The sequence below is a fragment of the Pseudomonas sp. NPDC087336 genome (assembly GCF_044744285.1).
Lineage (GTDB): Bacteria > Pseudomonadota > Gammaproteobacteria > Pseudomonadales > Pseudomonadaceae > Aquipseudomonas.
Genome location: NZ_JBIUYA010000009.1, coordinates 160,768 through 185,128 on the forward strand (window position 1 = coordinate 160,768; position 24,361 = coordinate 185,128).

Consider the following 24,361-nt stretch of genomic DNA (forward strand, 5'->3'; position numbering starts at 1 on the left):
GGGGCGATCAGTCGCCGAACGGGCCGGCCGCGCAAAAGGCACCGCCCTGGTAGACCCGCGCCGGGTCATCGGCGGCTGGCAACGGCAGGGCTTCGACTTTTTCACGGAACACTTCGGAGCTGTCCTGCGGCACGTAACCCAGCGCGCTGGCGTAACGGTTGTCCCACCAGATGTCCTTGTTGTCGGACGCGCCGTAGACCACGGTGTGGCCGACGTTCGGGGTATAGAGCGCACGTTCGAGCAGCTGGGTGAGGTCGCCGAAGCTCAGCCAGGTGCTCATCATCCGACGGTTTTGCGGTTCGGGGAACGAAGAGCCGATGCGCACGCTGACGGTCTCGATGCCGTAGCGATCGAAGTAGAACGTGGCCATGTCTTCGCCGTAGGACTTGGACAAACCGTAATAGCTGTCGGGGCGGCGAGGGGAGTGGGCGTCGATGACTTCGTCTTGCTTGTAAAAGCCGATCACATGGTTGGAACTGGCGAAGATCACGCGCTTGACGCCGTGACGGCGTGCCGCCTCGTAGATGTGGAAGACGCCGCAGATATTGGCGCCGAGGATTTCTTCGAACGAGCGCTCAACCGACACGCCGCCAAAATGCAGGATCGCGTCCACGCCTTCGACCAACTGGTGCACGGCGTGCTTGTCGGCGAGGTCGCACGGCACGACTTCTTCGCGATCATCGATGGCCGGGGCGATGTCCGCGATGTCCGACAGGCGAATGACATTGGCGTACGGACGCAGGCTCTCGCGCAGGACTTTGCCCAGGCCACCGGCAGCACCGGTCAGCAGCAGGCGATTGAAGGGCGTTTGGGCGGTTGCGGTGGTCGTCATGGGAATCCCTGGACAAGCAGCTGTTGTTATTGGATTGTTGTAGGTTGTCGTACGACATCGCTGAAGTATCGGTAGGCTTTGCGGTTTTTGTCAACGCGACGTTGGTGGAAATTGACGGAGGGTCATCCCCATCCATTCTCCGGAAATCTCAGTCCCTGTAGGAGCCCGGCTTGCCGGCGAAGGCGATCTAACGGACGCCACCGTCGGCAAACCTGGCTCCTACGGGGGGGGGCACATGTTGATCCACGGTATTTACAACAACGAAATCGGATAACTGATGAAAATCCGGTTCTCATCGAACTCGTTGGTACTGAAATCCTTGCGGATGCTCGCATTGCGCCATTTCACGTTGAGGTTTTTCAGCGCGCCGCTCTGCACGGTGTAGGCCAGTTCCGATTCACGACCCCATTCCTTGCCGTCGGTGATGGTGCCGGTGTGCACGTTGTCGCCGCTGATGTAGCGGTTCATCAGCGTCAGGCCGGGAATGCCGAGGGCCACGAAGTTGTAGTCGTGACGCACCTGCCAGGATTTCTCCCTGGCGTTGTCGTAGCTTGCGTTGTAGCTGTCGTTGGCCAGGGTCCCGCCGCTGGTGCCATTGACCCGCATCCACACGTCGTCGCCGCTGAGTTTTTGCAGGCCGATGTAGAAGGTGTTGCCGCCGTATTTGGCCGAGAGCAGGGCAAACGCGGTCTTGTTGTCGAGGTCGCCGGCCAGTGCGCTGCCGTCTTCCTTGCCGATGAAGTAGCCGAGGTTGGCGCCGAGGGTCCAGTCGCCCAGGGGCTGGCTGTGGCTGAGGTTGAAGTATTGCTGTTGGTAGATGTCGCTGAGCTGCGCGTACCAGACGCCGACCTGGGTGCGTTTTTCGTTGAAGGCGTATTCGCCGCCGCCGAAGTTGAAACGGTCCGAGGAAAAGGCCGCCGATTTGCCGTTCATGAACATGTCTTCCATGCTCGCATCGTTGCGCGGGCTGTTCTGCCGGAACTGCCCGCCGTAGAGCGTCAGGCCGCTGATCTCGGTGGAGGTCACCTGGCCGCCGCGAAAGGTCTGCGGCAGCGAGCGACCGTCGTCGGAACGCAGGATCGGCAGCACCGGCATCCATTCGCCGACTTTCAGTTCGGTCTTCGAGATCTTGCCCTTGAGCGCCACGCCCAGGCGCCCGAAGTTGTCGGCCGGACGGCCGTCATCGTGGATCGGCAGCAACTGCGTACCCCCGGTGCCCTTGCCGCCGTCGAGCTTTTGCGAATACAGGCCCAGCACATCCACACCGAAGCCAACCGGGCCCTGGGTGTAGCCGGATTTGGCGTCGAGGATGAAGCTCTGTGTCCATTCCTCAGCCTTGCCCTGGGGGTAGGCCGGGTTGGTGTAGTTGCGATTGAAGTAGGCGTTGCGCAGGTTCAGCGTGGCTTTGGCGTCATCGGTGAAACCTTCGGCCTGGCTGCTGATGGGCAAGGCGAGGGCCAGGCTGGTGCAACCGAACAGGCTCAGCGTCTGCAGGCGGGTGAAGGATGGGCGTGGGGGACGGGCGGACGAATCGCGGACGAGCTGGCTCACTGTGACGCTCCCTTGTTTTTTTATTTTTATTTTTGTTATACGTCGTCGTACAACAATGACGACGATATTTGCGGGATTTTCAGGGGTTGTCAATTGGAAGTTATACGATGACTTTGTGGGCGCCCAGGATGAGTGTTTCCGTGGCAGGTTTGAAGGGGGGGGCGCAGACCAGCCGCGCAAGCCTGTTCGTACGAAGTTTGCCTGTGCCCTGTCGCCGCGAGGTAGAGCGGATGCTAGTCTTGTTTAATGTTGTTGTCAGGGAGCCCTCATGGGCAATCACAAGATCGAGATCCGTCGCAGTAACGTCGAGAAAATTCTGCTGGGGGCCGAGAAGGTCTTCGCCGAAAAAGGTTTTGGCAGCACGGCGATGGCCGACATTGCTGCCGAAGTGCAACTGCCGCGTTCCAACCTGCATTACTACTTCAGCACCAAGACTGAACTGTACAGCGCCGTGCTGTTCGACCTGCTGGAAGTGTGGAAACAGGACGCCCTGTGCTTCGAGATGTTCGACGACCCCCGCGTGGTGCTCAGCAGCTACATCCGCGCCAAGATGAACCACTCGCGCAGCCGGCCCTACGGCTCGAAAGTCTGGGCCAACGAAATCATCCACGGCGCGCCGACCCTGGGTGTAACCCTGGACGCGAGCCTGTACGACTGGGCCAAGATGAAAGAAGCGAAGATCCGCCAGTGGGTCGACGACGGGCGCATCCTGCCGGTGGAACCTTCAAGCCTGCTGTACATGATCTGGGCCTCGACGCAGCACTATGCCGACTTTGATCATCAGGTGAATATTTTGAATGATCATCAACCGTTGTCGGACATGCAGTTCGAGCGGGCGGTGCAGACGGTGACCAGTGTGATTTTGCGGGGGATTGGGTTGGAGCCGTAGGGTGCATACAATTGATGCGCCGTTACTTTTGAAGGTTCGATAATTATCCACCTGATAATTAGTGTTGCTTGCGAATTTCCTTGTTGAGTTCTACAAGTTGCATTTGTTTGATGCGTCTTTCTGCTAGCCTGATTTTTTCGTTGTACTGGACAGTCCTTGTATGTTTTCCTGCCTTTATGTCAGCTTTTCTCGCTGCTTCCAGTGCTTCGATTTTTTTCACTAACTCAGGGTTTTTCGGGATGTTGATGTTTGGGTGCTTTTGGCTGAGTTTATCGAACTTTTCCGCATCCTGCTTCAGTTGTGTTCTCATTTGGTTTCGGGGTATGGGAGATGCAGTCGTTTTCTTCTTTAAAGATGCGTGTTGGGAGACTGACGTCGAGGATTGCCCAATTGTGATCGATGTGAGGTTCAGAACTCCTTCCGGTTGTGGGTTTGCGTTGGAATTCCAAGGTTTATATGGTTGTGGGCGTTGTTTCGCGAATCGTTGCATGAGTAGTTTTTTTACGGGAATGTTACCGCTTGGATCGTAAAAGTTGATCGGATCATTTTCGCAATAAGCATAAGAGTTAATTCCCCCTTCATCAAAAGGACTCAGCTCATCCGGGCTATTGAATCGCATCAACACAGGATTATAAAATCGATTGCCATGGCCTAATGGATAATGGCCCGTAATGTCGTCAGGATACTCACCATTAAACCCGAATAAACGACTTAAGCCGCTAACAATCGGGTGATGGCCGTAGGCGGTATAGGAAAATTTCCGAGAATTAACTGGCGAAAGGGATTGCAGCAACGAGTGCGCCTGATCGGTCACCAAAAGCGTTTTTTCGGTAACCCCGGCTGCACTTTGTTGCTGCGCCAACGGTTGAGCGTCATGGCGCAGGATTGTTCGTTGCGTCTGCTGTCCCAGCTCGGTAGTCAGGTGGCTCTTCTGATAAAAACGCTGCGTACGGTCGCCCGCCAGTAGCCCGACGCCCGTGAGGCGGTCGAGTGGATCGTAGCGATAGCGGCAAAGAATGTTCAATGATGAGTCCGACATATCGAGATCCACGCTGGCGAATTGACTGAGTGTGAGCATCGAAGATATGTCGAGTGGTGTCTACTAGCAGAACTGATAGGTAAGGAGTCTGGAAGTTGGTGTTGTAGCGCTGGCCTCATCGCGGGCAAGCCCGCTCCCACAGTGGTTTATGGCGTACTCAAATGCTGTGTACACCAGCGATCCCTGTGGGAGCGGGCTTGCCCGCGATGGCGTCAACCCCGACAACACATCACTCAAACCGCAACGTGATACGGATTCCTCGGATCATGATTCCAGTGCAGAAACGGCTTGCCGTTCTCCATCGGTACGGTGGCTCCCATTGTGATATTGCGGGGGATAGGGTTGGAGCCGTAGTCCAACCCTATCTCTTCTGTGACACGCGAGGTCTTCGACTTTTCATTAGTTGCAGATGGTCATTTTTTACCTGCCAGTTGCCGAAATGCATAGGCATCCTGTTGATCTTCGGTATAACGAATTGATTGTGCGATATTCCGGAGCTCCGCTCCGGGCGCCTTAAGTGCCTTTTTATGTAGCTCCTCTCTCAAGTCGCTCATCTTGGTCTCGAGTTTTGGGTTGATCGGTCTTTCATGTTTGGTTTTTTTTGCGAACTCCCTATACATACCCGCGTCTTGTTTCAATTTTCTCTTGACTGCGGCGCTCGACATTTTTTGGTGTTGAACGGGCACAGCTCGATTGGTAGTGTCTTGGCTTTGAGATATTAACTTGGATGTGGATGGCTGCTGTTGGGTGCCAGTGTTATCAAATTTGGTTAATCGAGAGTGATCAGTTGTCGAGCGTCGAGGAATAGCCAGAGGGCGATTTTGTTTTGCAAAATTTTGTGGTTTATCGAGTAGTTCTGGGACAATATCAGCGATCATGTGGCTTCGTGGTTTTTTACCTGTCGTTGATAGAATGTCTTCGATCATGAAACGAAAGCGCGTTGTGCCGGTAGGATCCCCAAAGTTTATTGGATCTCTTTCACAGTAGGCGTGTGGATTAATGCCCCCGTCACCGAACGGACTCAATTTGTCCGGGGAGTTAAAGCGCATCAGCGTCGGATTGTAGGCACGCTTCCCGATCCCCAGCAAATAGTGACCTGTGAGAATGTCGGGGCACTCGCCGTTAAATCCTAGCAAGCTACTCAGACCGCTTTCGATCGGGTGATGCCCGTAGGCTGTATATGCCCAATGCCTGGAGTTGGTTTGCGTCAAGCTGTGCAATAACGAGTGGGCTCGGTCGGTTGCCAGCAGCGTGGTTTCTGTTAGGCCGGCTTCACTTTGTTGCTGCGCCAACGGTTGAGCTTCATGGCGCAGGATTGTTCGTTGCGTCTGCTGTCCCACCTCGGTCGTCAGGTGGCTCTTCTGATAAAAACGCTGCGTATGGTCACCCGCCAGTAGCCCGACGCCCGTGAGGCGGTCGAGTGGGTCGTATTGATAGCGGCAAAGAATGTTCAATGATGAGTCCGACATATCGAGATCCACGCTGGCGAATTGACTGTGTGTGAGCATCGAAGATATGTCGAGTGGCGTCTACTAGCAGAACTGATAGGTAAGGAGTCTGGAAGTTGGTGTTGTAGCGCTGGCCTCATCGCGGGCAAGCCCGCTCCCACAGTGGTTTATGGCGTACTCAAATGCTGTGTACACCAGCGATCCCTGTGGGAGCGGGCTTGCCCGCGATGGCGTCAACCCCGACAACACATCACTCAAACCGCAACGTGATACGGATTCCTCGGATCATGATTCCAGTCCAGAAACGGCTTGCCGGTGTCCACAGGCACCATCTCGATGCAATCCTGCACCGGGCAGGTGATCTGGCACAGGTTGCAGCCCACACACTCATCCTCGATCACTTGATACTTGTGTGTACCGTCCGCCTGCTTGAGACTGGCCACCGCCTGGTGCGACGTATCCTCGCAAGCAATATGGCAGCGCCCGCAACCAATGCACGCCTCCTGATCGATCTTCGCGATTACCTGATAGTTGATGTCCAGGTACTTCCAGTCCGTGGTATTGCCCACCGCACGCCCCGAGAAATCGGCGACGCTGGCGTAGCCCTGACTGTCCATCCAGCGCGATAACCCGTCCTTCATCTCCTCGACAATCCGGAAGCCATGCAGCATCGCCGCCGTGCACACCTGAACCGAGCCGCTGCCCAGGGCGATGAATTCGGCGGCATCGCGCCAGTTGCCGATGCCGCCAATGCCGCTGATGGGCAGGCCATGGGTCTGCGGGTCGCGGGCGATTTCGGCGACCATGTTCAAGGCGATCGGCTTGACCGCCGAACCGCAATAGCCGCCGTGGGTGCTTTGGCTGCCGACAATCGGATTGGCAACCATGCGCTCCAGGTTGACGCTGGTGATCGAGTTGATCGTGTTGATCAACGACACCGCATCCGCGCCGCCACGGTGCGCCGCGCGGGCAGCCACGCGGATGTCGGTGATGTTCGGCGTCAGCTTGACGATCACCGGCAATGAGCAATACGTCTTGCACCAGCGGGTGACCTGCTCGACGTATTCCGGCACCTGGCCGACCGCCGCGCCCATGCCGCGCTCGGGCATGCCGTGAGGGCAACCGAAGTTCAGCTCGATGCCGTCGGCCCCCGTGGCCTCCACCAGCGGCAGGATGTGTTTCCATGATTCTTCGACGCAGGGCACCATCAGCGAGACGATCAATGCGCGGTCGGGCCAGTCCTTCTTGACCTGGGTGATTTCCCGCAGGTTGATCTCCAGTGAGCGATCGGTGATCAGTTCGATGTTGTTGAAACCCAGTACCTCCCGGTTAGCCCCGAAGTGCGCCGAATAGCGCGACGAAACGTTGACCGCCGCCGGGTCTTCCCCCAGGGTTTTCCAAACCACGCCGCCCCAGCCGGCCTCGAAGGCGCGGACCACGTTGTAGGCCTTGTCGGTCGGCGGCGCGGAGGCCAGCCAGAACGGGTTGGGGGACTTGATGCCAGCGAAGACAATCGACAGATCGGCCATTTATGCAGCCTCCACGTTGAGCATCAGTTGAGCATTGATCGCCTCGGCGGCGCGTTTGCCGTGCTGTACTGCCTGCACGGTGAGATCCTGCTCGAGGCTGGTGCAGTCGCCGCCGGCATACACGCCGGGGATGCTGGTGCGCAGGTGTTCGTCCACCTGGATGCGATCACCCTCACGCTTGAGTTCCCGGGCCAGCGGATCGGCGAGGGCGCCGCTGTCGAAGGCCTGGCCGATGGCCTTGAAAATCGCGTCGGCGGCCAGCTCGAAGGTTTCACCGGTGGTTTGCAAGCGGCCTTCAACCATGTGGGTGCGGGCGAATCGCATGCCGCGCACCTGGCCTTGGTTATCGAGCAGGACTTCTTCCGGTTGGGCCCAGGTTAACAGGCGTACCTGATTGGCCTTGGCGATGTCCTGTTCGTGGTGGGTCGCGCCCATGTCCTCGACGCCACGGCGATACACCAGGTTGACGTCGTGGGCGCCGAGGCGGGCCATTTGCACCGCCATGTCGATGGCGGTGTTGCCGGCACCGAGCACGATGCAGTGGTCGGCCAGCGGTAACTGGCTCAGGTCATCGGCCTGGCGCAGTTCGCGGATGTAGTCGGTGGCGGCCACCAGGCCGGGCGCGTTTTCATGCGCTAGACCCAGCTGTTTGCTGGCCGCGAGGCCAAGGCCGAGGAACACCGCGTCGAATTGTTGATGCAGGTCGCTGAGGCTCAGGTTCTCCCCGAGTTTGTGCCCGTGGCGGATTTCGATCCCACCGATTTGCAACAGGAAGTCCAGTTCCTTCTGCGCGTAGTCGTCCACCAGTTTGTATTTGGCGATCCCGTATTCATTCAGGCCACCGGCCTTTTCCCGGGCCTCGAAAATCACCACGTCATGGCCGTGCATCGCACTGCGATGGGCGCAGGACAACCCGGCGGGCCCCGCGCCGACCACGGCGATGCGCTTGCCGGTGGCGGCGGCACGGGAGAATGGATGCTGGCTGAAGTGCGCGTTGTCCACCGCATAGCGTTGCAACAGGCCGATCAACACTGGCGCGCATTCGTGGGCGTTGTTGCGCACACAGGCTTGCTGGCAAAGAATCTCGGTCGGACAGACCCGGGCGCAACTGCCACCGAGGATATTGGCGGAGAGGATTTTCTGCGCCGCGCCCTGCACGTTGTCCTGGTGAATGTTGCGGATGAACGAGGGAATATCGATTTCGCTCGGGCAGGCATTCACGCAGGGCGCGTCGTAGCAATACAGGCAGCGCGAGGCTTCCAGATGGGCCTGGCGATCGTTGAGTGGCGGCGCCAGGTCGGTGAAATGGCCGGCGAGGGCGGCCGCGTTCTCAACGGGATGCGGGAGGTGGGTCAGGGTCTTGATCACGGTATTTGGCCTCACGGTAGTTGAGGTGCTGCCTCTGTCGGGCTGATCGTTCCCACGCAGAGCGTGGGAACGATCCTTTGGTCAGCGTTTAACGGCAGTAGGCTGATTCAACTCGGCCCGCTTGCTCAGCAAATCGAACACCGCCGGATAAGCCGGCCGTTCGATATAGCGCCCGGCACCGCGCTCGGCGCGCAAATCGCCATCGGCCCAGACCACGCGCCCCTGGCTGATGGTATGGCTCGGCACACCGCGTACTGTCTTGCCTTCGAAGATGTTGAAGTCGACCTGCTGGTGATGGGTCTTGGCGGAAATCGTCCGGGTACCTTGCGGGTCCCACAGCACCAGGTCGGCATCGGCCCCCACCCGGATCGCGCCTTTGCGTGGGTAGAGGTTGAAGATTTTCGCGGTGTTGGTGGAGGTCAGCGCCACGAATTGCTGCATCGAAAAACGCCCGGTGTTCACGCCTTCATCCCACAATACGGCCATGCGGTCTTCGATGCCGGCGGTGCCGTTGGGGATCTTGCTGAAGTCGTCCTTGCCGGCGGCTTTTTGCTCGGCGCAGAAGCAGCAGTGATCGGTGGCGGTGGTGTGCAGGTTACCCGCCTGCAAACCGTGCCAGAGTGCCTCTTGATGTCCGCGAGGGCGGAACGGTGGGCTCATCACGTAACCGGCGGCGGTCTGCCAGTCCGGGTGCCGGTAGACGCTTTCGTCCAGCAGCAGATGCCCGGCCAGCACTTCGCCGTAGACCGGTTGGCCTTTGGCGCGGGCGTAAGTGATTTCGTCGAGGGCCTCCTTGGTCGAGACGTGGACCAGATACAGTGGCGTGCCGAGGGTTTCGGCAATGCGGATGGCGCGACTCGCGGCTTCGCCTTCCACCTGCGAGGGGCGCGATAGGGGATGCGCTTCGGGCCCGGTCATGCCCTGGGCCATGAGTTTGCGTTGCAGGTGATATACCAGCTCACCGTTTTCCGCATGCACGGTCGGCACCGCGCCCAGTTCCAGGCAGCGCTCGAAACTCGCCACCAGGGTGTCATCCGCCGCCATGATCGCGTTCTTGTAGGCCATGAAATGCTTGAAGCTGTTGACCCCGTGATGAATCACCAGCTCGGCCATTTCTTCGTGAACCTGTTCGCTCCACCAGGTGATGGCGACGTGGAAGCCGTAGTCGGACGCCGACTTCTCGGCCCAGCCACGCCACTGATGGAAGGCTTCCATCAGGGACTGCTGCGGATTGGGAATCACGAAATCGATGATCGAAGTGGTGCCACCGGCCAGACCCGCTGCCGTGCCACTGAAAAAGTCTTCGCTGGCCACGGTGCCCATGAAGGGCAGTTGCATGTGGGTGTGGGGATCGATGCCGCCGGGCATCAGGTACTGACCGCTGCCGTCGAGTATCTCGGCACCTGCAGGAACCTCGAGGTCTTCGCCGATGGCCTTGATCACGCCGTCTGCGCAATACACGTCGGCGCGATAACTTTCATCATGGGTAATAACGGTGGCGCCACGGATCAACAGAGACATTCCGAGTTCCTCGCAGGCATGACCGGCTGATGCCGGTTCTAGGTGTTTTTTAGGAGGCCAGCGATAACCGGTGTATTCCTGTCAGCGCTGTCAGGATTAAAAGCTAGTCCGAGTTATGGGAATCAGCAAGAATATTTTTTATAAGCTTATGACTGTTTTAAATGATTGATAAACAACGATAAATTACTAAATTCACCAAAATGGTGAGGCCGCTCACCATTTTGACGCACTTGACAGGATCTAAATATGGTCAAGATTTCTTATGTGAAATCAGCCGTTTGAGGATGGTCTATGGTTGATGCGCGAGCGTGAAAAAAACATCGATGCACCAGATTGAGTCCTGACTGTTCGGACAACTTGGCGGACCAGTGGCATGACCTTTAGCCGAGTGCTGCCCGGTTGATCCAATAAAACTGATAAACATCAGTTGTTTGCAAAGTGTTTATGGAACTGCCCGATGCGCAAGCGGGGCAACCGGCACGTTTATTGAAGCCGCCAGCCCCTGATGAGCAAAAATAATTCAAAGATCAGTGGAGCGGCCATGCAACAGATCAGATCGCAAGTGAACGAGCGCGACGGCTTGTTCGAGCTGGAAGCCGGCAGCGATGTCCTCGACAGTCCCCGTTACAACCACGACATAGCACCGACCAAGGTGCGCGAACGAACCTGGAACAAATGGCACATCACGGCGTTGTGGGTGGGCATGGCGATTTGCGTGCCGACCTACACCCTGGGCGGGGTGCTGACGGCGTACTTCGGCCTGAGTGTCGGTGAAGCGCTGCTGGCGATTCTGTTCGCCAACATCATCGTGTTGATCCCGCTGACGCTCAACGCCTTTCCCGGCACCAAGTACGGCATCCCGTTTCCGGTGCTGCTGCGTTCGTCCTTCGGCATCTTCGGCTCCAACATCCCGTGCCTGATCCGCGCCTTGGTGGCCTGTGGCTGGTTCGGCATCCAGACCATGTTCGGTGGCCTGGCGATCCACCTGTTCCTGGGCTCGGTGTTCGAGGGCTGGAAATCCCTGGGCGGCACCGGCGAGGTCATCGGTTTCATGGTGTTCTGGGCGCTGAACCTGTGGGTGGTGATCCGCGGCGCCGAGTCGATCAAGTGGCTGGAAACCCTCTCTGCACCGCTGTTGGTGCTGGTGGGGGTCGGGTTACTGGTGTGGGCCATGCCCAACGTGTCGATGACCGAACTGCTGGCAATCCCGGCCAAGCGTCCCGAAGGCGCGGGCGTGGCCAGCTACTTCGCGGCGGGGCTGACCGCGATGGTCGGGTTCTGGGCCACGTTGTCGCTGAACATCCCCGACTTCAGTCGCTACGCGAAAAGCCAGAAAGACCAGATCGTCGGGCAGATCATCGGCCTGCCACTGACCATGTTCCTGTTTGCCTCCCTGGGCGTGGTGATGACCGCCGCCTCGGTGAAACTGGTGGGGGTGACGGTGTCCGACCCGGTGACCCTGATCGGCCATATCCAGAGCCCGGTCTGGGTGGCGCTGGCCATGGCGCTGATCATCATCGCCACGTTGTCGACCAACACCGCGGCCAACATCGTATCGCCGACCAACGACTTCCAGAACATTGCTCCCAAGGCGATCAACCGGACCAAGGCGGTGATGCTCACCGGGCTGGTCGGGCTGGCGCTGATGGCCCATGAACTGCTGAAAAAACTCGGCCTGATCGTTTCCGACCTGAGCCTGGAAACGGTCTATTCCAACTGGCTGCTCGGCTATTCCAGCCTGCTGGGGCCGATTGCCGGGATCATGGTGGTGGACTATTTCCTGATCAAGAAACAGCAGCTGGACCTGGCCGGGCTTTACCGTGACGACGTGTATCCGGCGTGGAACTGGAACGGTTTTATCGCCTTCGGGGTGCCGGTGGTGTTGACGTTGCTGTCGCTGGGCAGCGATGTGTTCAGCTGGTTCTACAGCTATGGCTGGTTTACCGGCTCGGCGCTTGGCGGGTTGATTTATTACGGGTTGTGCGCGATGCGTCCGAGTCCGTCAATCGCGAAATCTACGGTGTGAGGGAGAGCCTCATCGCTGGCAAGCCAGCTCCCACAGGGTTCTCGGGAGTTCACAAAACCTGTGGGAGCTGGCTTGCCAGCGATGACGGCCTCAAGGACAGCACCGAATTGCCTGAAGAAACTCATAAGAACAGCCTGAGGAGATCCCCATGAACGCAGCCGTAGACGTTCTGCAATCGACCCATCAGCACATCAACCGCGACCGCCTGTGGCAGTCGCTCATGGAACTGGCCAGGCTCGGCGCCACGGTCAAGGGCGGCGTCTGTCGCCTGGCCCTGACCGACCTCGACCGCCAGGCCCGCGATACGTTCGTGAAGTGGTGCGAGGAAGCCGGCTGCACCGTCAGCATCGACGCCGTCGGCAATATTTTCGCCCGCCGCCCGGGGCGCAATCCGGACCTGCCACCGGTCATGACTGGGAGTCACATCGACACCCAGCCCACTGGCGGCAAGTTCGATGGCTGCTTCGGTGTGCTGGCAGGCGTCGAAGTGCTGCGCACCCTCAATGACCTGGGTATCGAGACCGAAGCGCCGCTGGAAGTGGTGGTGTGGACCAACGAAGAAGGCTCGCGTTTCGCCCCGTGCATGATGGGCTCCGGCGTGTTCGCCGAGAAATTCACTCTGGAAGAAACCCTGGCCAAGGTCGACGCCGACGGCGTGACGGTGGGTGAAGCGCTCAACGCCATTGGCTACGCGGGTACCCGTAAAGTCAGCGGTCACGCCGTGGGTGCCTATTTCGAGGCGCACATTGAGCAAGGGCCGATTCTCGAGGACGAACGCAAAACCATTGGCGTCGTCATGGGTGCCCTCGGACAGAAATGGTTCGACCTGAAACTGCGCGGCGTAGAAGCCCACGCTGGCCCTACGCCAATGCACCTGCGCAAGGACGCCCTCGTCGGCGCGGCGGTGATCGTCGGCGCCGTCAACCGCGCGGCCCTCGGTCATCAGCCCCATGCCTGCGGCACCGTCGGTTGCCTGCAAGCCTATCCCGGCTCGCGCAACGTCATCCCGGGCGAGGTTCGCATGACCCTGGACTTCCGTCACCTGGAACCGGCGCGACTGGACTCGATGATCGCCGAAGTGCGCGAAGTGATCGAGACCACCTGCGAAGAACACGGCCTGACCTATGAACTGACACCCACCGCCGACTTCCCGCCGCTGTACTTCGACAAGGGCTGCGTCGAAGCGGTACGTGGCGCGGCGCAGGGGCTGGGCCTGTCGCACATGGACATCGTCAGCGGTGCCGGGCACGACGCGATTTTCCTTGCCGAACTGGGCCCGGCGGGGATGATCTTCGTGCCGTGCGAAGGCGGCATCAGCCACAACGAAATCGAGAATGCCGCCCCGGATGACCTGGCGGCCGGGTGTGCGGTGCTGTTGCGGGCGATGCTGGCGGCTTCGGCGGCGGTGGCCAAGGGGGCGCCGGCAGCTTGAAAGGCAAAGGATCGCGGCCTGCGGCAGATCCTGCAGGCTGCGATTGTCTGATCTTCAAACGGATGCTGCACTTTCAAGTTTTTCACTGACCACCAGATCCACCCGATGAATCGGTTTGCCCCGATGCCGGAGCATTCCGCCCTGGCGCTGATTCATCACCGCCGTCATCTCGGCAAGTATCGCCAGCGCCACGCTCTGCGGCGCATCGCCACCCAGGTCGAGGCCCATCGGATAGTGCAGCGCGCAGTGGCCCGGGCCGATTTCCGCCAGCAGGCGTTCGGTGCGCTCCTTGGGGCCGAGCTGGCCGAGGTAGGCGGGCGTGGCTTGCAGCGCCAGCCTGAGCCAATGGCGGTCCTGGCGGTAGCTGTGGGTCATCACCGCCACAAAGGCACCGTCGATCAGCGGGGCCAGGTCGAACGGGTTGTCGAGGCTGGCGAGGACAACGGCGTCGGCTTGCGGGAAACGTTCGGCGCGGGCGAAGTGGCTGCGGCTGTCGACGACGCTGACATGCCAGTCCAGCAACTTGGCCATGCGCACCAGCGGCTGCGCATCGTGGCCGGCACCGATAATCACCAGGCGGGGCGGCGGGGCGATGTACTCGAAAAATACTTCGACCTCGCCACGGGCGTTGCTGTAGAGCCGTGTCGAGGACTTCTTCTGCGCCAGGGTCTTGTGCAGGTCACGGCGGATCGCCTCGTCCAGTTGCAGGTTGCGCACGCTGCCCTCGGTGTCTGACAGCAGGCGGTCACCGACCCGGGCCGATGCATCGCGGGAACTGGCAATCACCGTGGCCATGGCGGCCGGTTGTTGGCTGTCGCGCACACGTCGCAGCAGTTCGATGGCCGGTGCAGGCGATTTTGCCCGCAGGCGTTCGAGCATGACGAATACCGTGCCGTTGCAACCCAGGCCAAAGGTCAGGGCGCTTTGCTCGTCGTCTTCGTCCTCGGTGGCGCCCGTGCTGTAGCGGCGCACCACCGGTTCGCCGGAATCGGTGAGCCACCAGGCTTTTTTCGCCAGGTCGTGCTCCAGACAGCCGCCGCTGACGGTGCCAACGGTGCGGCCGTGTATGGGGATGAGCATCCGTGCACCGGGACGGCGGTAGGCCGAGCCTTCCACCTTGACCACGGTGGCGAGGATGCTTTCTTCGCCGTGGTGGGCGGCAGTGTCGATGGCTTGTAAGAGATCATTGAGGCCGGACATGGAATCAGTTCCTGAAAATGATGGAGATCCCTTGTAGGAGCTGGCTCGCCAGCGAAGACGGCAGGTCTGGCAACTTTCTGCTAACTGACACACCGCTTTCGCTGGCAAGCCAGCTCCTTCAGGGGTGGTGGGTCAGTCGTCTACATTCATCAACTGCCGTACTCCATCAAAGGCCTCGGCCCGCATCCGCTGCATGTCCAGCCCCGGGATCTCGCCGTTATCGACCACCACCCGGCCACCGACCAGGCTGTACTTCACAGTAATCGGCTCACCCGCCACCACCGGCGCGACGGCAATGTCGTGGAAACCGAAGAAGCGCGGATGGTCCAGGCCGTAGATCACCAAGTCCGCCGCCTGGCCGATTTCCAGGGTGCCGACCGCACCCAGTCCCAGCACCCGGGCGCCGCCGGCCGTACCCCAGTGGACGATATCTTCGGCGGTGGTGGCCGAGGCACCTTGCTGCGCGCGGTGAATCAACCACGCGGTGTTCGCTTCGCCGACCATGCTGCCGGACTCGTTGGACGCCACGCCATCCACGCCAAGGGAAATCGGCACCCCGGCCTCGAACATCTGCGGCACCGGTGCGACGCCGCTACCGAGGCGTGCATTGCTCACCGGGCAGTGGGAAATGCCGGTGCCGGTTTGCGCGAGCATGCGGATTTCACCGGGTTGCATATGAACCGCGTGGGCGAACCACACGTCCGGGCCGAGCCATTCGTGTTCGGCGACGAACTCTACCGGCAGGCAGTTGTATTTCTCACGGCAGAAGTTCACGTAGTTCTGCGTTTCCGACAGGTGCGTGTGCAGGCGCAGACCGAGGCCGCGGGCGCTGTGGGCCAATTCGCGCAGCAGCGTCGGCGGCAGCGAAAAAGTCGGTGTGGTTGGCGCGACCACCACCCGGCGCATGGCGTCTGGGGTGTCCTGGTGATAGCGCGACTTGAGCCGTTCGATATCACCGACCATCTGGTCGAGGGTTTCCGGTTGCAGCGCGGTTTTCGAGAACCCCGGATGAGCGCTGGCCGACTCCAGCGCGCCACCCCGGCACAACACGAAACGCAGGCCGAACTGATCGGCCATGTCGAACAGCAGGTCACCGGTTTCGGTGGTGCCGTTGGCATGGTAGAGGTAATGGTGATCGGCGCAGGTGGTCACGCCCGACAGCAACAGTTCGGCCATGCCCAGTTGTGCCGCGATCCGCGCCAGTGGCGGCGTGAAGCGGTTGAGGCGCGGGTAGGGCACGCTGGCCAGCCAGCCTTGCAGGTCCTGGTTCAATCCTTCGGGGACGGCCTTGAGCAAGTTCTGGAACAGGTGATGGTGGGTGTTGATCCAGCCCGGATACACCACCGCGTGGCGCGCATCGATGAGCCGCTCGCCGGGTTGCGCTTGAAGACCCGGGGCCATTTCGGCGATGCGCCCGTCGACGATGCGGATGTCCACGGCGCCGGCCCTGGCCCGCGGGCCACGTAGGCCGGTCATCACCGCCACAGGGTTCTTGATCAGGATGTTTTGCAGTTGAGTCATGGTCGGCTCCAGTCAGAGGCTGTGGGGGGCGGATTCGTTGGCGGCGGCATCAGGCACACTGACGCCGTTGAGGGTCGCGTTGAGCAGCACCGACACCAGGCAGGCGATCACCACGCTGCTGTGCAGGAACGGCTGCGACCATTCGGGCAATTGCTTGAACAGGGCCGGGGCCAGCACCGGCACCAGGGCGGCGGCGATGGTGAAACCGACGATCAGCACGTTGTAGCGATTGCGCTCGTAGTCGACCTTGGCCAGGGTCTGGATCCCGGCTGCCGCGACCACGCCGAACATGGCGATCCCGGCACCGCCGAGGGCCGCGGTCGGCATCGAGGCGATGATCGCCCCGGCCTTGGGCACCAGTGCCACCGAGCACATCAGCAAGCCGCTGATGGCGACCACCCAGCGACTGCGCACGCCGGTGAGAATCACCAGCCCGACGTTCTCCATGAAGGCAATGAATGGAAACGCCGCGAACATCCCGGCGATGGTGCTCGCCAGGCCATTGGCGCGCAGGCCGTTGATCACCTGTTTCTCTTCCACCGGTTTGTCGACGATGTCGCCGATGGCCACGAACAGCCCCATCGATTCGACCATCTGCACGATCATCACCACCACCATGGTGGCGATGGGGATCAGGCTGAAGGTCGGCAGGCCGAAGTAGAACGGGTAGGGCACGGTGAGCCACGGCGACTCCTGCACGCTGTGAAAACTGCCCATGCCCATGCCCAGCCCGTAGGCCAGCGCCGCGCCCACCAGCATGCCCACCAGCACCGCCATGTTGCGCAGCATCGGGCTGCCATAGCGGTTGACCAGCAGGATGCTGAGCAACACCACCGCCGAGACCGCCAGGTACGCTGGCGCGCCGAAATCACTGGCATGGCGCCCGCCGCCGACCCATTCATAGGCAATCGGAAACAGCTGCAGGCCGATCACGGTGACGATGCAACCGGTGACCACGGGAGGAAAAAAGCGCCGTAATCGACCCACGAACGGTGCGATCAGCATGGTGAATATCCCCGCGCCGATCACCGCGCCGCAGACCCCGGCGAAACCGACGTCCGGGTTGGTGCCGATGGCGATCACCGGCCCCACGCTGCTGAACGCCACGCCCTGGAGGATCGGCAGGCGCACGCCGAATTTCCAGAAACCGACGGTTTGCAGCAAGGTGGCGATGCCCGAGCAGAACAGCGTGGTGCTGATCAGCACCACCGTGTCGGCCTGGGACATTTTCAGGGCGCTGGCGACAATCAACGGCACGGCGATGGCGCCGATGTACGAGACGGCCATGTGCTGCAGGCCGAGGGTGAGCATTTGCCGGACCGGCAGAACCCGGTCGACGGGGTGGATGGATGACGTTGCGGGGGTATTGGCTGACGACATGGAGAATCACCTCTAGCTGTTGTTATTCGGTAAAGAGGGGTACTCGTTCTGATGCCTACCTGTAGGAGCGGGCTTGCCCGCGAAGGGGCGATCACAGCCAACATTGATGTGGCTGATACACTGCTTGCGCGAGCAAGCTCGCTCCTACATGTCCTGTGTGCCCGGAACCGCCATCCACCGGCTCCGATGCCTTGTTCAACCTGCCAGGCAGGCGGCAAAGCCCTGGTTCAGGGCCGCGCGGTCCAGGTCGCGGCCGATGAACACAATCTTGCTGGTGCGCGGTTCGGCGCCCCATGGGGTGGCGGCACGGAACTCGACGAGGCTGTGCACCCCTTGCAGCACGTAGCGCTGGTCCTGATCGGCCACCGCCAGCACGCCCTTCATGCGATACAGGTTGTCGGCCTGCTCGGTGCGCAATGATGTAATCCACCGGTGGAAGTCACCCAGGTTCACCGCGCCCTCCACGGCGATGCCGACCGAGGTCACGCTCGGGTCGTGCTCATGGTCGGGTTCGTCATGGTCATGCTGATGCCCGTCAGCGTGGTGATCGTGGTCGGCACCGATTTCCATGAGTTTTTGCGTGGATTCGAAGGCGCCGATGCCAAGGATTTTCGACAGGTCGATTTCGGCATAACTGGAGGTCACCAGATCCGCCGTGGCATTGAGCCCACGGATGGTCTTGCTCAGTGTCGCCACTTCATCGTCACTGACCAGATCGACCTTGTTGATGACAATGCGGTCGGCGCAGACGATCTGGTCCACCGCCTGGTTGTCCACGCCATCAAGTTGCAGGTCGTGCAGGTGCTGGGCGATGTGCCTGGCATCGACCATGGTGACAATGGCGTCGAGTTCCACTTCATCGGCGATCGGGTCATTGATGAAAAAGCTCTGGGCCACCGGGTAGGGGTCGGCCAGGCCACTGGTCTCGATCAGGATGTGATCGAGTCGCACCGGTCGCGCCACCAGTTCACGGACGATGCGCACCAGGTCTTCGCGGACCTCGGCGGTGCAGCACACGCAGCCGTTGACCATCTCGTAGATTTCTTCGGTTTCGGAGCTGAGCACCAGGTCGCCGTCGATGCCAACCTCACCGAACTCGTTCTCGATCACGGCGATCTTGCGCCCGTGGTTTTGCTTGAGGATGTAGTTGAGCAGGGTGGTCTTGCCGGCGCCGAGGAAGCCGGTGAGGATGGTCACCGGAATTTTCGTGTTGGGGGTTGGGGCGTTGAAGGGGGTGTTCATGTGATGCTCCTTGAATAACCAACGGGTCGGAGTGCTTTCAACTGTAGGAGCGAGCTTGCTCGCGAATGCGGTGGGTCATTCAGCGAAGTGGGTGACTGATTCACCGCTTTCGCGAGCAAGCTCGCTCCTACAAGGTTTTGGGTGTTCTCTCCAGCGCATTGCGGTTCCGGCGTCGAGGCCGAACAGGTCGAGGACGCGGCCGAGGCTGTGATCGACCATTTGCGCCAGGTCTTGCGGGCGGGCGTAGAAGGCCGGAACGGGCGGCGCGATGATGCCGCCCATCTCGGTGACGGCCGTCATGTTGCGCAGGTGGGCGAGGGTCAGCGGGGTTTCCCGGGCCATCAGCACCAGCGTGCGACGCTCCTTGAGGGTGACGTCGGCGGCGCGGCCGATCAGGCCTGAAGAGGTGCCGGTGGCAATTTCCGCCAGGGTGCGCATGGAGCAGGGCGCGACCACCATGCCCAGGCAGCGGAACGAACCGCTGGCGATCCCGGCGGCCACGTCGTCGGCGCGGTGGTAGTGGCTGGCCAGCGCGGTGACGTCGGCCAGTTTGTAATCGGTTTCGTGGACCATGGTCAGCAGCGCGGCGCGGCTGATGACCAGGTGACTTTCAATGTCGAGTTCGGCGAGCAATTGCAGCAGGCGCACGCCGTAGATAAAACCCGACGCACCGCTGATGCCGACCACCATGCGCCGGCGGTTCATGATTGCAGGCCTGCGAGCAGTTGGCGGGCGCGCTCGAGTACGTCCTGGTCCAGCTGCGCCTTGATCCCGTCGAATCCCGAACCGCGGGTAGCGTCCAGGCCCATACGCGAGGTGGTGCCGTCGACGGACGATGACGGGTCCAGCGGGCTGCCAGGCAAGCCATCGATGACGAAGATGTCCTGGTGCGCCTGGAAGTGCGTAGCCAGCGCCCACAGCACCTGACTGTCGTCGCTGATGTCGATGTCGCTGTCTACCGCAATCACGGTTTTCAGGTACGGGTCCCAGCCGAGCAGGGCCAGCATGATCTGCCGTGCTTCACCGTCGCGGCTTTGCTTCAGGGCGACGTAGCAATGAAAATGGGTGCCTGAATTGGGGTAGTGCACGGCGGTGACGGCGGGGAAGCGCGCCTTGAGTTTCTCGCTCATCTCCGCTTCCCGGGGCAGGCGCGCCAGGGTCAGGTGTTCGGCGTAGCGGCCACCGACCACGTCCACCAGCCAGGCGTCCTTGCGCCGCATCAGGGTGTCGACCCGCAGCACGTTGTTGGTCGAGCGATCCGAGGAGTAGCCGCTGAATTCGCCGAACGGACCTTCTTCGGCATAGGCCGCCGGATCGATCGCGCCTTCTAGGACAAACTCTGCGCAGGCCGGGACGCCGATGCCGTAGCGCGGGGTTTTCACCAGCTCCAGCGGTGCGCCGAACAAACCGCCCGCCACTGCGCGCTCGTCGCTGCCGAACGGCAACCGTGCCGCCGCCGCGAGCATGAACAACGGGTGCGCGCCAACCACCATGGCCACGCGCAATTGCTCGCCACGCTCACGGGCGGTTTGCAGCATGCGCCACAGGTGGCCGCGTGAGTGCAGGCTGGTGGCGAGGGTCTGCCGGGCGTGGCGCATCGAGCGGTGGTAGCTCATGTTGGCGATGCCGCTGACCGGGTCCTCGGCAATGATGATCGCGTTGGTGATGTAGGGGCCGCGATCACTGGCGAAATGCTTGAGCATCGGCAGCAGCGCCAGGTCCACGGCTTCGCCTTCGAAGATCTCGTCCAGCACGGGGCCGGTGTCGACATAGCGCGGGACGATGGGGTTGTTGGCGCGTTGCTGGAAAGTCTCGTGCAATTGCGCCGGGGCAACACCGAACATTCGGGCGATGCGGGTGCGGGAGGCGAACAGGTTGGTGGCTACCGGGGTGCCGAAGTTGCCGACTTTTTCGCAGATCAACAAGGGATCGCGGCCCTGGCTGGCCAGGGCATCGACCAGGGCGGTGACGTCCTGGTCGGCTGATAGGGAATGCGGGACGCTGAGCACATCGTCCGGGTACTGCCGGCGATAGGCGTCGATGAAAACGTGAAAGTCCTGAGAGGCCCCGAGTGTCGAATGGGTCATGGTTTCACCTCTTGAAAAACGGTGCGGTTGTTTGTAGGAGCCGGCTTGCCGGCGAAGGCGTCCGCAAAAGCAGAGCACGACTTACGGCCCTCTTCGCTGGCAAGCCAGCTCCTGCAAGGGGGGCGCTACAGGTAGGTGGTGGTCAGGCGAATGTCCGCCTCGGCCAGGTCCTTGGGGGGCGGCGTCGGTTCGATGCCACACAACCTTGCGATGTTGTTGCCCAGGTAATCCTCAAGGTGGTCCTCATCGATACCCAGGCCTTGCGGTGCCGGCGAGCACAGCACCTCAAGCTCGCGCAGCCACATGCCCGGTTCGTTCGGCGGCGAGTCGGTGCCGAACACGATCTTGTTGCGTGGCAGGTCCTTGGCGAACTCGACGATCCGCGACTGGAAGCACCAGCCGGATTCGCAGTACACGTTCGGCGTGTCCATGGCCATCCAGAACGCTTCGAACGAGTAGTTGCCGCCGGTCTGGATACCGAAGTGACCGATGATGAAATTGACCATCGGGAACTCGCGGATGATCGGGTAGAACATGGTCGGAATGGTGTACGGGCCATCGCCGGTGTGGATCAGCACCACGATGTTGTACTTGGCACACACCTTCATCGCCGGACGCAGCCAGTCCAGCGCCCGGTCCGGGCGATAACCGTGCATGTTGGCGTGCAGCTTGAGCATCTTGAAGCCGTATTCCTTGATGTGGAATTCCAGCTCCGCCGCACCGTTTTCCGGCCCCCAGCGCGGGTTGAAGTTGAAGTTGCCGATGAAGCGGTCGGGGTACTTCACGCACAGCTCGGCGACGTAGGACATGTAGTCACGCACGCCTTCACGGCCACGGCGGTTGCCGTCGCGGTAGCCGGTGTTGCCCGGCGGTGGCTGGATGAATCCCATGTCGATACGGCGCGGCTTGCCGTTGATCATGTACGGGCCGTCCATCAGCTTGAGCATGCGCTCGCCGGTGAAGGGTTCGCCGGTGTGGCGCCAGGCCTCGTCGACCAGGTTGGTGGGGTGCAGATGGGTATCGATGATCATCGGTTCAGCTCCTGGCCAGTTGCGTGGTGACGGGACGCTTGAGTTGCGCCTCTGCTTCGAAAACGGAGCGCGGCGGCGGTGTCGGTTCGAGGCCGATCATCCGGGCGGTGTTGTTGCCCAGGTACTCTTCAAGGGTGTCTTCGTCGAGGTTCAGGCCTTGCGGCGGTTCGTGGCACAGCACTTCCAGCAGGCGCAGCCACATGCCCGGTTCGTTCGGCGGTGTATCGGTACCGAAGAGAATCTTGTGGGTGGGCAAGACCTTGGCGAACTCGACGATCCGCGATTGCAGGCACCAGCCCGATTCGCAGTAGACGTTGGGCAACTCCATCGCCCATTGCATCGGCTCGAACACGTATACGCCGCCGGTCTGCACGCCGAAGTGAGCCATGATGAAATCGACGTTGGGAAACTCCTTGATCATCGGCACCCATTCCGAGGGAATGCTGTATGGCCCGTCGCCGGTGTGCAGCTTGACCGGGATGCCCAGCTCGGCGCACTTCTCGAAGGCCGGGCGTACCCAGTCCAGGGCGCGGTCAGGACGGTAGGCGTGCATGTTGGCCTGCATCTGGACCATCTTGAAACCGTGTTCCTTGACGTAGCGCTCGATCGCCTCTACACCGTTTTCAACGCCGCAGCGCGGGTTGTAGACGAAGCAACCGATGAAGCGATCGGGGTAGGTCTGGACCATTTTCAGCGTGTAGGCCATGTAGGCGTCGATGGATTCGCGCCCGCTGAGTTCACCGTCGGTCCAGGTGTAGATGGTGTTGCCCTGCGGCGGCTGGATAAAGGCTTTGTCGATGCGGCGAGGTTTGCCGTTGACCATGTACGGACCATCCATCATCTGCAGCAGACGCTCGCCGGTGAACGGGTCACCGTCATGCCTCCAGGCGAGGTCCACCAGATCGGTGGGATAGCAACTGATATCGATGATCATTGAAGTCGATCTCCTGATAGCGGGTAAGGGAACCTTGCGGTTCGCTAGCAGCCACGTCCGGGCAATCGGCCATTTCTATGCGCAAAGACTCGCGCATTCCCTCGCCTGGTCGCATCCGGCTCGGGACGCTGGCTGCTTGGGGGGAAGTATTGGAAGGGGGCGGCGGGTTCGTACAATATTAATTGGGCGGGGTTTTGATATGCGTTCGATATGGCTTTGTATTGACTGGGCAGGCCTCATCGCGAGCAAGCTCGCTCCCACAAATTCTTGTGGTGTGACAGAGATCGGGTTAACACTTCGGTCCCTGTGGGAGCGAGCTTGCTCGCGATGGCGTCAGGCCTGTGTACGCAAGGCCAACTGCTTGACCGCCTCGACAACGGGCGCCACCCGCTCGGCCTGCCCCGGTGGCCATACGGCGTAGAGGTTGTAATGCGCTGCAATCTGCGCCTCGTTCAACGCCACCAACCGCCCGCTGCGCAACGCATCGGCGGCAAGCAACCCGCGCACCAGCCCCGCACCGACACCGGCCTCGGCCGCTGCAATCAGGTTCGCCGCGTTATCGAACACCACCCGTGCGGGAGGCTCGTTCGGTGGCATGCCGGCGGCGTCCAGCCATGGAATCCATGACCGTCGCGTATACCCCAGCAGCGGCAGTTCAAGGATTTGCGCCGGACTCAGCGGCCTCTGCAATGCATACCGCTCAAGCAAGTCGGGAGAAGCCACGGCCATCACCCGATCCCCACAAATCTGCGTCATCTCGCAGTCGTCCCAATCGCCATAACCGTAGCGCAAGGCCAGGTCGACGCGTTCGAACGCACTGCGGTCCGAGCGCGGCATCGACAGCAACACCACCTCATGGTCGGGCAACAGATCCAGCAACTGCGGCAAGCGCGGATTGAGCCAGCTCTGGGCCAGTTCGCTGTCCACGTCAATCGTCAGCCGTTGCGCCACGCTGCGGTTTTTCACCGAGGACAGCGCCCGGTCGATCTGCGCCAGGCCATCGGACAGCACACTGGCGAACAACTGCCCGGCATCGGTGAGGTTGCTGCCGCCGCCTTCACGCACGAACAGCGGCTGGCCGATGAAGTCTTCCAGGGAGCGGATCTGCTGGCTGATGGCGCTGTGGGTCAGGTCCAGTTTGCGCGCGGCACTGGAGAAGCTGCCGCTGCGGGCAGCCTGGAGGAAGGCACTCATGGACTGCACCGACGGGTATCGCTTGTACATGCTGTTAGTCCTACTTACACAGGATGGCAGAAATCGTCGCTGGCCCGATTTTCCCAAGGCTCCCAATAATCGAGCACCAGGCCTGCACAAAGACGGGCCGCTCTCTT

General features: G+C 60.9%; 19 protein-coding genes. 3 read left to right on the forward strand and 16 right to left on the reverse strand.

What is annotated here, in order from left to right; genetic code table 11:
* Positions 1-7 precede the first annotated feature (7 nt).
* Together ACIO0C_RS11680 and ACIO0C_RS11685 are read right to left on the reverse strand one after the other, a co-directional pair.
* Positions 8-832, reverse strand: a complete 825-nt coding sequence (locus tag ACIO0C_RS11680) for an NAD-dependent epimerase/dehydratase family protein (protein ID WP_401311807.1) — start codon at positions 830-832, stop codon at positions 8-10.
* Positions 833-1,084: 252 nt separating this feature from the next.
* Positions 1,085-2,383, reverse strand: coding sequence for an OprD family porin (locus tag ACIO0C_RS11685; protein ID WP_401311809.1), 1,299 nt, complete (start codon positions 2,381-2,383; stop codon positions 1,085-1,087).
* 268 nt (positions 2,384-2,651) lie between these two features.
* Here ACIO0C_RS11685 and ACIO0C_RS11690 point away from each other — a divergent pair, with 268 nt between their 5' ends.
* Positions 2,652-3,272, forward strand: a complete 621-nt coding sequence (locus ACIO0C_RS11690) for a TetR/AcrR family transcriptional regulator (protein ID WP_008059330.1) — start codon at positions 2,652-2,654, stop codon at positions 3,270-3,272.
* 58 nt (positions 3,273-3,330) lie between these two features.
* Here the strand turns inward: ACIO0C_RS11690 and ACIO0C_RS11695 are convergent, their stop codons facing one another.
* The 5 genes from ACIO0C_RS11695 to hydA all read right to left on the reverse strand — a co-directional run bounded on the left by ACIO0C_RS11695 (position 3,331) and on the right by hydA (position 10,177).
* Positions 3,331-4,350, reverse strand: coding sequence for an RHS repeat-associated core domain-containing protein (locus ACIO0C_RS11695; protein ID WP_401311812.1), 1,020 nt, complete (start codon positions 4,348-4,350; stop codon positions 3,331-3,333).
* 374 nt (positions 4,351-4,724) lie between these two features.
* Positions 4,725-5,780, reverse strand: a complete 1,056-nt coding sequence (locus ACIO0C_RS11700) for an RHS repeat-associated core domain-containing protein (RefSeq protein ID WP_401311815.1) — start codon at positions 5,778-5,780, stop codon at positions 4,725-4,727.
* 233 nt (positions 5,781-6,013) lie between these two features.
* Entirely contained in the window at positions 6,014-7,288 is a 1,275-nt protein-coding gene (preA, locus tag ACIO0C_RS11705) for an NAD-dependent dihydropyrimidine dehydrogenase subunit PreA (RefSeq protein WP_401311818.1), read from the reverse strand.
* Positions 7,289-8,656 carry an NAD(P)-dependent oxidoreductase gene (locus ACIO0C_RS11710; protein ID WP_401311820.1) on the reverse strand — a complete coding sequence of 456 codons (1,368 nt, stop codon included), beginning with the start codon at positions 8,654-8,656 and terminating at the stop codon, positions 7,289-7,291. It abuts the gene before it with no gap.
* Between the two features lie 81 nt (positions 8,657-8,737).
* The gene (gene hydA, locus ACIO0C_RS11715) at positions 8,738-10,177 is read right to left on the reverse strand and encodes a dihydropyrimidinase (RefSeq protein ID WP_401311823.1); all 1,440 of its coding nucleotides are present in this window, start codon (positions 10,175-10,177) and stop codon (positions 8,738-8,740) included.
* A 541-nt stretch (positions 10,178-10,718) separates the two neighbouring features.
* Here hydA and ACIO0C_RS11720 point away from each other — a divergent pair.
* Positions 10,719-12,203: an NCS1 family nucleobase:cation symporter-1 gene (locus tag ACIO0C_RS11720; protein ID WP_401311826.1), complete on the forward strand. Its 1,485-nt coding sequence runs from the start codon at positions 10,719-10,721 to the stop codon at positions 12,201-12,203.
* A gap of 148 nt (positions 12,204-12,351) precedes the next feature.
* Positions 12,352-13,635, forward strand: coding sequence for a Zn-dependent hydrolase (locus ACIO0C_RS11725; RefSeq protein ID WP_401311829.1), 1,284 nt, complete (start codon positions 12,352-12,354; stop codon positions 13,633-13,635).
* Positions 13,636-13,689: 54 nt separating this feature from the next.
* On the opposite strand, the gene ACIO0C_RS11730 is transcribed toward ACIO0C_RS11725, so the two are convergent.
* From ACIO0C_RS11730 to ACIO0C_RS11770, 9 genes are all read right to left on the reverse strand, one after another.
* Positions 13,690-14,835: an XdhC family protein gene (locus ACIO0C_RS11730; protein ID WP_401311832.1), complete on the reverse strand. Its 1,146-nt coding sequence runs from the start codon at positions 14,833-14,835 to the stop codon at positions 13,690-13,692.
* Between the two features lie 132 nt (positions 14,836-14,967).
* Entirely contained in the window at positions 14,968-16,356 is a 1,389-nt protein-coding gene (locus tag ACIO0C_RS11735) for an amidohydrolase family protein (protein ID WP_401311835.1), read from the reverse strand.
* A gap of 12 nt (positions 16,357-16,368) precedes the next feature.
* The gene (locus ACIO0C_RS11740) at positions 16,369-17,736 is read right to left on the reverse strand and encodes a nucleobase:cation symporter-2 family protein (protein WP_401311837.1); all 1,368 of its coding nucleotides are present in this window, start codon (positions 17,734-17,736) and stop codon (positions 16,369-16,371) included.
* A 195-nt stretch (positions 17,737-17,931) separates the two neighbouring features.
* The gene (locus tag ACIO0C_RS11745; RefSeq protein WP_401311840.1) at positions 17,932-18,978 is read right to left on the reverse strand and encodes a CobW family GTP-binding protein; all 1,047 of its coding nucleotides are present in this window, start codon (positions 18,976-18,978) and stop codon (positions 17,932-17,934) included.
* Positions 18,979-19,053: 75 nt separating this feature from the next.
* A complete protein-coding gene (locus ACIO0C_RS11750) occupies positions 19,054-19,683 on the reverse strand; it encodes a UbiX family flavin prenyltransferase (RefSeq protein ID WP_401311842.1) in 630 nt (209 codons plus the stop codon).
* The gene (locus ACIO0C_RS11755; RefSeq protein WP_401311844.1) at positions 19,680-21,065 is read right to left on the reverse strand and encodes a UbiD family decarboxylase; all 1,386 of its coding nucleotides are present in this window, start codon (positions 21,063-21,065) and stop codon (positions 19,680-19,682) included. Before ACIO0C_RS11755 ends, ACIO0C_RS11750 begins: the two co-directional genes overlap by 4 nt.
* A gap of 125 nt (positions 21,066-21,190) precedes the next feature.
* The gene (locus ACIO0C_RS11760) at positions 21,191-22,096 is read right to left on the reverse strand and encodes an amidohydrolase family protein (protein ID WP_008059304.1); all 906 of its coding nucleotides are present in this window, start codon (positions 22,094-22,096) and stop codon (positions 21,191-21,193) included.
* Between the two features lie 4 nt (positions 22,097-22,100).
* The gene (locus tag ACIO0C_RS11765) at positions 22,101-23,030 is read right to left on the reverse strand and encodes an amidohydrolase family protein (protein ID WP_401311847.1); all 930 of its coding nucleotides are present in this window, start codon (positions 23,028-23,030) and stop codon (positions 22,101-22,103) included.
* 333 nt (positions 23,031-23,363) lie between these two features.
* A complete protein-coding gene (locus tag ACIO0C_RS11770; protein ID WP_401311850.1) occupies positions 23,364-24,254 on the reverse strand; it encodes a LysR substrate-binding domain-containing protein in 891 nt (296 codons plus the stop codon).
* Positions 24,255-24,361 lie beyond the last annotated feature (107 nt).

Bases quoted from the DNA above. Each gene is read 5' to 3' on its own strand.
- ACIO0C_RS11680 (WP_401311807.1), bottom strand. From the start codon at position 832: ATGACGACCACCGCAACCGCCCAAACGCCCTTCAATCGCCTGCTGCTG.
- ACIO0C_RS11690 (WP_008059330.1), top strand. From the start codon at position 2,652: ATGGGCAATCACAAGATCGAGATCCGTCGCAGTAACGTCGAGAAAATT.
- ACIO0C_RS11695 (WP_401311812.1), bottom strand. From the start codon at position 4,350: ATGCTCACACTCAGTCAATTCGCCAGCGTGGATCTCGATATGTCGGAC.
- ACIO0C_RS11700 (WP_401311815.1), bottom strand. From the start codon at position 5,780: ATGTCGGACTCATCATTGAACATTCTTTGCCGCTATCAATACGACCCA.
- preA (WP_401311818.1), bottom strand. From the start codon at position 7,288: ATGGCCGATCTGTCGATTGTCTTCGCTGGCATCAAGTCCCCCAACCCG.
- hydA (WP_401311823.1), bottom strand. From the start codon at position 10,177: ATGTCTCTGTTGATCCGTGGCGCCACCGTTATTACCCATGATGAAAGT.
- ACIO0C_RS11720 (WP_401311826.1), top strand. From the start codon at position 10,719: ATGCAACAGATCAGATCGCAAGTGAACGAGCGCGACGGCTTGTTCGAG.
- ACIO0C_RS11725 (WP_401311829.1), top strand. From the start codon at position 12,352: ATGAACGCAGCCGTAGACGTTCTGCAATCGACCCATCAGCACATCAAC.
- ACIO0C_RS11730 (WP_401311832.1), bottom strand. From the start codon at position 14,835: ATGTCCGGCCTCAATGATCTCTTACAAGCCATCGACACTGCCGCCCAC.
- ACIO0C_RS11735 (WP_401311835.1), bottom strand. From the start codon at position 16,356: ATGACTCAACTGCAAAACATCCTGATCAAGAACCCTGTGGCGGTGATG.
- ACIO0C_RS11740 (WP_401311837.1), bottom strand. From the start codon at position 17,736: ATGTCGTCAGCCAATACCCCCGCAACGTCATCCATCCACCCCGTCGAC.
- ACIO0C_RS11745 (WP_401311840.1), bottom strand. From the start codon at position 18,978: ATGAACACCCCCTTCAACGCCCCAACCCCCAACACGAAAATTCCGGTG.
- ACIO0C_RS11750 (WP_401311842.1), bottom strand. From the start codon at position 19,683: ATGAACCGCCGGCGCATGGTGGTCGGCATCAGCGGTGCGTCGGGTTTT.
- ACIO0C_RS11755 (WP_401311844.1), bottom strand. From the start codon at position 21,065: ATGACCCATTCGACACTCGGGGCCTCTCAGGACTTTCACGTTTTCATC.
- ACIO0C_RS11760 (WP_008059304.1), bottom strand. From the start codon at position 22,096: ATGATCATCGATACCCATCTGCACCCCACCAACCTGGTCGACGAGGCC.
- ACIO0C_RS11765 (WP_401311847.1), bottom strand. From the start codon at position 23,030: ATGATCATCGATATCAGTTGCTATCCCACCGATCTGGTGGACCTCGCC.
- ACIO0C_RS11770 (WP_401311850.1), bottom strand. From the start codon at position 24,254: ATGTACAAGCGATACCCGTCGGTGCAGTCCATGAGTGCCTTCCTCCAG.